Raw genomic sequence first — 7,572 nt, 5'->3', positions numbered from 1 at the left:
CATCAAACATTTCAAAATAACTACTTGGCTTAACGCAGTCATTGCACTGATTTTATACTTTCTTAACTTAGAACAAAGCGCAAGCGCCCGATTAGAAACATAGCGACTAGAGCGAGAGAAAGGAATCACGGTGAGCTTGCGAGCCGATGATGACTTAGCTTAGGGCGATTCGTGAAGTCGCCTAGTTTCTGGGTGCTGGAACTGGACACGGCTCAACACGCTAAAACTATAAAAAATCGCTTCAGTAAAGGTTGAAGCGATTTTTTGTTGCATTTTATTTACTTCCCTTGATAAAGAAAGCAATCCTTCGTATGATCATTTACCATCCCAGTTGCTTGCATGAAGGCATAACAAATAGTTGGACCTACAAAGCTGAAGCCACGACGTTTTAAGTCTTTACTCATTTGTTCCGATTCCCTCGTAGTAGCAGGAACATCTTTATGTTCTTTCCAGTTATTTATTAAAGGCTCACCTTGAACAAATGACCAAATATAGTTACTAAAACTTCCAAACTCTTTTTGCACTTCAAGAAAAGCTTGGGCATTTGTTACAACCGAATTAACTTTTCGCTTATTCCTAATAATGCCTTCATTCTCTATTAAATCATTTATTTTCGATTCATTATACGCACTTACTTTGACAGGATCAAACTCATCGAATGCTGCCAAGTAATTTTCACGCCTTTTTAATATAGTTATCCAACTTAAGCCAGCCTGTGCCCCCTCTAAACTAAGCATCTCAAATAATTTTTTATCATCATATACTGGCTTGCCCCATTCATTATCATGATAGTGGATATATATATCATCATCGGTTACCCATTCACAACGACATTTGTTCATGATTCTTCTCCTATCGCAACTTCATTTTTTTCATATGATATCCAATCACTGAAGCTTCCTGGATACAATTTTACATTTTTATAACCAAGCGATTTCAAGGCAAGTATGTTTGGACAAGCGGATACTCCCGACCCACAAGAAACTATTACTTCTTCGTCCTTTGCTATATTGGCAAATTGCTTTTCTAAGCTTTCTTTATTTTTCCATTTTCCATCTGCCGAAAGCACATCCTTCCAAAAATAGTTCTCTGCTCCAGGAATATGCCCTGCTCTTGCATAGAGAGGTTCACTATCACCTAAATAACGATCTTTAGAACGTGAGTCGATAAGCACGGCTGATTTACTCATCACTTTTTCTTTCACCGTTTCCATATCAACTGTTTGGTCAGATCGAATGTTAGGGATAAACTGTTTTTCCGTTAACTGAGGGATAACATCTGTCGTCTCATTTCCTTCTTCCTTCCATCGCTCATAACCACCATCTAACACATACACTTTTTCATGTCCCAAATAATGAAATAACCACCATGCTCTAGCAGCAAACATATCATTTTTCTGATCATAAATAATAACTGTCGTCGTATGATCGATACCAATTTTCCCAATTTTAGCTGACAACATCTCAACATCTGGCAGCGGATGATTTCCACCATGCTTTTGTTTTTTTCCAGATAGATCCTTCTCCAAATCCATATACACTGCTTCAGGAATATGATCAGTTAAGTAAGCTTTTCTACCTGCATCCGAATTCATTAGATCAAAACGTGTGTCAATAATTACGGTATTATCCTGACTATTATTCAAACGATGTTTCAAACGCTGGATACTGATTACATAAGACAACTCTAGACCCTCCATTCTGAAATAAGATGTATTTTAATTGTAAGCATAGAATAAAGTGAAACTTCCATCCGTTTTTACTAAAACAAATGCGTACAAAGGCTTCATTCGCCACGTCCTGTGGCAACGCCTTTGTGACCTACTTCCATGTAGCCCCGAACCAATCGGACATTTACTGGCAGTTGAGCCCCACTTATCCATATTGGCTTCACCTTATTGCTTGAAGTGGGAGCTTACTGCCAGTTATATGCGGGATAAATTACCACGTATTATTTTTATTTTAAACGATCTTACTTTGTATTCCTACCCATTATTTCCGTAAAGCAACTATCGTCCATATCCCTTTCTAACGGTGATATACTCTCCTTTAGCACATAATCAAAAAAGTTTTTATTTAGAAAAAATTAATGAATAAGCTATAATAATAAGAACACTAATTAGAAACAACCATATTTCGACATTAGCTTTGGTTATCTTGTTAAATAGGAGATGAAAATTCGAGATGAAGGAAGAGTTAATACAACGTTTTACAACCTATGTAAAAATGGATACACAATCTAAAGCGGGGACGGGTCAAACACCTTCTACTCCAGGACAGTTGGTACTTGCAAAACAATTAGTCGAAGAGCTTAGACAGATCGGAATGGTTGACGTAATGGTTGATGATTTCGGATATGTAATGGCTACATTACCAGCAAACACTGATAAAGATATTCCTACGATTGGCTTCCTAGCACATATAGATACTGCTACTGACTTCACTGGAAAAAATGTGAACCCACAAGTAATTGAATCCTTTGATGGTAAAGACATTTTATTAAATCCAGAACTAGATATTGTATTATCTGCAAAAGATTTCCCTGAGCTTCCTAACTACAAGGGACATACTATCATTACGACAGACGGTACTACGTTATTAGGTGCTGATAATAAAGCAGGAATTGCAGAAATTATGACTGCGATGGATTATCTGATTCAACATCCTGAAATCAAACACGGTAGAATCCGTGTAGGGTTTACTCCTGATGAAGAGATTGGCAAGGGACCAGAAAAATTCGATGTTGAACGATTTGACGCAACCTATGCCTATACGATAGATGGTGGTCCTTTAGGCGAATTACAATATGAAAGCTTTCATGCTGCTGAAGCACGAATTACCTTCAAAGGCAATAGTGTTCATCCAGGAACAGCTAAAGATAAAATGAAAAACGCCGGAAAAATGGCCGCTGAATTTATAAGTAAGTTCCCAGAGGCAGAGGCACCTGAACACACCGAAAACTATGAAGGCTTCTTTCATCTCATTGCAGTCAATGGTGATGTTGAAGCAGCAGAAGTAACTTATATTATACGTGATTTTGATAAAGAAAAATTTCAACAAAGAAAAGATATGGTCAGAACGTTCACGAAGGAAATGAAGAAAAAATATGGTCAAGCATGCATTACTATAGAGATGGAAGACCAATATTATAATATGCGAGAAAAAATTGAACCTGTCAAAGAGATTGTTGATATTGCCTATCAGGCAATGGAAAACCTTAACATTAAACCAATTGTGGAACCAATCCGTGGAGGTACCGATGGATCTCAGCTATCCTACATGGGTTTACCTACACCAAATATCTTTACTGGAGGAGAGAATTTCCATGGGAAATTTGAATATGTTTCAGTGGATAATATGGTTCAATCAACAAAAACGATTATTGAAATCTGTAAACTTTTCGAACAACGTTAAACGATAGCGATAATTAGCCAGGTCCATTACATGGTAACTGGCTTTTTTTATAGTCTAGGAAATTATAAAATTAGCCCATGCTTCCTTTATCTCCGTTGACAGTCGCTACGTTTCTAATCGGGTGCTTACGCTTTTGGTCTTGATATTTTCAATAAAAATCCCGCACCTAATGCAATAAGTAAGCAGCACGACAGTATAAGGAATGTAAGTATATATCCGCCTATCTCTAATAACTTTAGTGAAATGATAGGACCTAGCGAAGCACCTACAAATAAGATAAAAGCATACATCGAAGAAGCAGCTGCACGTTCCTTCCCACCAAGGTTCCCGATAATCGTCATAATTATAGGGAAGGTAAAAGATATTCCAGCAACATACCAGATACTTGTTAATATAGTTACTATCAAATGGTTACTAAGAGACAACAACAGTAATCCCGAGCTGGCCATTGCTAAGCTACAGCGTAACATAGCTAGTTCCCCAATAATTTTTACAGCCTTAACAGCAAATGGAGAGCATAGCATACCAATCACACCAAGTACCCGCACATAAAATACCTCCTGAGTAGTGAGATGATAAGGAGAGGACCGTAAATAGTCTCCTAATACGGTATACATACCCAGAAATGTTAGTAGCAGCATAATTGTTATCAAGTAACAATATAATAATTGCTTCCGCCTAAAAATACGTGATAGCTGCTCGATATATTTCTTCATCATACCGTCTCTTTTGGATGGAGAAGTTGCAGGCAGTAACCAAGCTACCAGTATTGCACTTAGACCATAAATACAAGCAAAAAAATAGAATACAGCATGCCAATCAAGCGTTTGATTAATAACATCAGATAACGATTGTCCAATAATTCCAGCTAGTACATATCCAAAACTAATATAACCAATAACCATTATCCGTTTGCTTGGTGGAAAAACTTCAAATACATAAGAAAGTGCTGTTGGCGCAAACGTAGCTGCAAAGAATCCCTGTAAAGCTCTAAGAACTAAGAGTGTTTGAAAGTTATCGCTATAACCAATCGATACTGTACATATTGTAAGCATAACTAAACCAAAGACAATCATTTGTTTTTCACCAATTCGATTCGTAAAAGGTGTAAAAAACAAGAAGCCGATTGCATAAAACATGGAAAAACTACTACTTATCCACGCTGCCTCACTTAATGAAACATGAAAATACATGGATAATGTATGCGATAATGGGGTACTGACATACACACTAGAAACGACGATCAGTGCACACCAAAATAAGATCATGGTATATAAATAATATCTTGTTGCTGCTGAAACAAGTAGATCTTTCATGATAGTACGCTCGCTTTCCTCTTCACCTCATGTATTTATATGAAAGTCTGTTGTATATTGTGCCTATTTGCATTCTATGAATATATTATTATTTGTATTGGCGATTTCTTATCATTTATGAGAAAATATAGGTTAGTTAAATTGCAAAGTTGTACAATATGAAAATGGAATAATTCCTTTCGCCATCGGTATAAAAAGCGTTATTGTAATTAATCTATAGGCCATCCTTATGAGACAACCTCAAGGCTATTGCCTTGTTTTAGAACAAGCAGTAAACTATCACGCAGGGAGAGAAAAGCATCATGAAACGAAAGACATTTATAATTATTAGTGCACTGCTAATTATATCGTTAGTAATTACAGCATGTACTAATGATGACAAAGAGAAATCAAATGAAGAAGATACAGCGACACAGGCTAAGGAGCAACCGAAAAAATCCGATAGTGGAACTTCACAGGTTCCAAAAACTGAAATGCAAAAGAAAGACAGCGGTGAGTCTGTTAAAGCTTTACAACAAGTCTTAAGTGCCATCGGCTATGATATTAAAAATACTGGAAAATTTGATGAATCTACGATATGGGCAATTACAGATATCCAATTACAGCATGAATCATTACCTATAACTGGTATTTATTCAGAGGATACAGCTGAAGTTGTTCATTCGCTTCTGCAAGATTCGAAGGAATATGTTCCGGGAGAAGGGTTGCCATTTAAAGCAGAGCCTGCAGCAACAAAGCATGGTTCAGAAATATTAGCTAATCCTTATGAACAACTGGCATTAGTAAATAAAGAACATGCCCTCCCCGAAGATTATATACCTGAAGATCTCGTGATTCCGGATGTTCGATTCCCATTTACAGAAGACCTACCCAAGAAGCAGATGCGTGAAATTGCTGCATCTTCTTTAGAGAAGCTATTCCACGCTGCTGATAAAGCAGGACTTGATTTATTTGCCCAATCAGGATATCGTTCCTATGATAGACAAGTGTCGATTTTTACAGCAAATGTGAATGAACATGGTGAAGAAGCTGCTAATAATTTCAGTGCTCGTCCTGGGGAAAGTGAACATCAAACTGGTTTAACAATGGATGTAACAAGTCCTGATGTAAACTATCAATTGATCATCGAATTCGGAGAAACAGATGAAGGCAAGTGGCTAAAAGAACATGCTGCTGACTTTGGGTTTATTATTCGTTATCCAGAAGGTAAAGAAGCAATAACTCACTACCAATACGAGCCATGGCACATTCGTTATGTAGGCAAAAAAGCAGCCGAAGACATAATGAATAATGACTTAACTTTAGAGGAATATTTATCGAATTAATCAAGGTTGCAGGGGAAAGAAGGACTCCCAAGGAAGGATTGCACGAAGATTATAATGAGGAATTAAAGAGAAAATCAGACAATTTCTTTTGTCTGGTTTTTATTTATATATTCATCTATTTGCATATCTAAAACACGGATACGTTCTAATGCAACGTGGTCCTCTATCACCTTATAGTGATGATTACCACCAATTTCTTCATCTGCTTCATCAGCCATGTTCACTACTTGCTGTAGTGGTTTTAATTGCAATTCCCCTTTAGGAAGATACGAATCCGTATGAAGTAATATAGCTACAGCAATCTCTTTTGCTGCTTGGCGATCTTCTCCAATTCGAATTAAAAGCTTATGCGCACGACTTGCACCTTTGATAGCATGAATATCATTTTCCTTATAAAGCTCATAATCCCATTTCCCCTCACGATACCACGTGTAATGACCAATATCATGTAGTAATGCCGCTTTTGTTGCGTGATCAGGATTTACATCATGTTTTTTAGCAAGCATAAATGCATATTCCGCTACGGAAATAGCATGAGCGATACCTGATCGTTTTAAATATCTTTGTGTTACGGGGTGTGTAAATACATCTTCTAATGTGACATTTCTCATTAGATCATTCTCCTTTCTAAATTTATTTGAATCTATCCCCACCTTTTATAAATAAGCATGCAGGATAAATTTTATTGAATATAGCATAAATTACCTACACTTTGCAATAGATATTTCCCTTTTTTTCAATTCTTAAACATATCTTAACACCTGCTTCACCCGGTCTTTACGATTTTCAGCCTTTTTCATTATTTTCCTATCAAAGCTTGTTAAGCCACCTATACATTGAAACTTCAATCAGTGGGGGTCTTGCTTCCTGTTATATGTGGGATAAAATGAACTGTCGACTTAAACCAGTTACAGCAACAGCGTTAGCTCGCACAACGAGCAGGTTTTACTCCTGAGGAAGCTGAAATGTTGCCATAGAAAGCAAATATCCTTTTCTTCTAGAAGAAAGATTCGTTTCTCTCTCCGAGCTGATGTTGCCATGTTCGATTTAGAATGGTTTTACAATCATCAGGACAATGATTAGTAGAAAAAGATATTTTCGATTCTTTCAAAGAAAAATAACTTTCTCGATAGCTCTAGATACACAGGCGGTATAGCTACACCCACATATGTATCTAGCAATGCTTTAATTGGTTTAGAGCGAGGAGATAATACAAGCGATCCAAATGCTAATCCAACTATAAAAAGAACAAGGATCAACACGTACCAGCCTTGCGAAAATAAATATGGCCTAATTACTCCCATTACGAGGCCTGTTATTAACAAAAGCGTACCGCCTATCATCACGAACCGATGCAACATACTTCTAATTTCATAGGCATGGCGTAGCTCTTCCATGGTCTTTGCCCTTGAAACAACCGATATCATAAGAAAAACTGAGTAAAATTCGCTCATTCCTTATCACTACATGCTCAGATTTACGCTTCCTCTAGTAGCTATTATGGAATAATAGCTACTG

Annotated in this window: 7 protein-coding genes; 2 read left to right on the top strand and 5 right to left on the bottom strand. The window is 37.0% G+C overall.

What is annotated here, in order from left to right:
* Positions 1-278 precede the first annotated feature (278 nt).
* Together Q1A47_RS19270 and Q1A47_RS19265 are read right to left on the bottom strand one after the other, a co-directional pair.
* The gene (locus tag Q1A47_RS19270) at positions 279-842 is read right to left on the bottom strand and encodes a DNA-3-methyladenine glycosylase I (RefSeq protein WP_026682410.1); all 564 of its coding nucleotides are present in this window, start codon (positions 840-842) and stop codon (positions 279-281) included.
* Positions 839-1,684: a sulfurtransferase gene (locus Q1A47_RS19265; protein WP_026682409.1), complete on the bottom strand. Its 846-nt coding sequence runs from the start codon at positions 1,682-1,684 to the stop codon at positions 839-841. The genes Q1A47_RS19270 and Q1A47_RS19265 overlap by 4 nt, the downstream gene beginning before the upstream one ends.
* A 499-nt stretch (positions 1,685-2,183) precedes the next feature.
* Here Q1A47_RS19265 and pepT point away from each other — a divergent pair, with 499 nt between their 5' ends.
* Positions 2,184-3,413, top strand: a complete 1,230-nt coding sequence (gene pepT / locus Q1A47_RS19260) for a peptidase T (protein WP_026682408.1) — start codon at positions 2,184-2,186, stop codon at positions 3,411-3,413.
* A gap of 125 nt (positions 3,414-3,538) precedes the next feature.
* Here the strand turns inward: pepT and Q1A47_RS19255 are convergent, their stop codons facing one another.
* Positions 3,539-4,729 carry an MFS transporter gene (locus Q1A47_RS19255; RefSeq protein ID WP_166530531.1) on the bottom strand — a complete coding sequence of 397 codons (1,191 nt, stop codon included), beginning with the start codon at positions 4,727-4,729 and terminating at the stop codon, positions 3,539-3,541.
* 302 nt (positions 4,730-5,031) lie between these two features.
* Between Q1A47_RS19255 and Q1A47_RS19250 the strand changes: the two genes are divergently transcribed.
* Positions 5,032-6,054, top strand: a complete 1,023-nt coding sequence (locus Q1A47_RS19250; protein WP_166530532.1) for a D-alanyl-D-alanine carboxypeptidase family protein — start codon at positions 5,032-5,034, stop codon at positions 6,052-6,054.
* A gap of 74 nt (positions 6,055-6,128) precedes the next feature.
* On the opposite strand, the gene Q1A47_RS19245 is transcribed toward Q1A47_RS19250, so the two are convergent.
* Complete coding sequence (locus Q1A47_RS19245; protein ID WP_166530533.1) at positions 6,129-6,665, bottom strand: HD domain-containing protein; 537 nt, start codon at positions 6,663-6,665, stop codon at positions 6,129-6,131.
* Between the two features lie 468 nt (positions 6,666-7,133).
* A complete protein-coding gene (locus tag Q1A47_RS19240; RefSeq protein ID WP_299632717.1) occupies positions 7,134-7,481 on the bottom strand; it encodes a DUF2269 family protein in 348 nt (115 codons plus the stop codon).
* Between the last annotated feature and the right edge of the window lie 91 nt (positions 7,482-7,572).

Source organism: uncultured Virgibacillus sp. (genome assembly GCF_947495635.1).
GTDB classification, from domain to species: Bacteria; Bacillota; Bacilli; order Bacillales; family Amphibacillaceae; genus Virgibacillus; species Virgibacillus salarius.
Note: the sequence above shows the minus strand (reverse complement) of the source record. Positions and strands in the feature narration are given on the sequence as shown.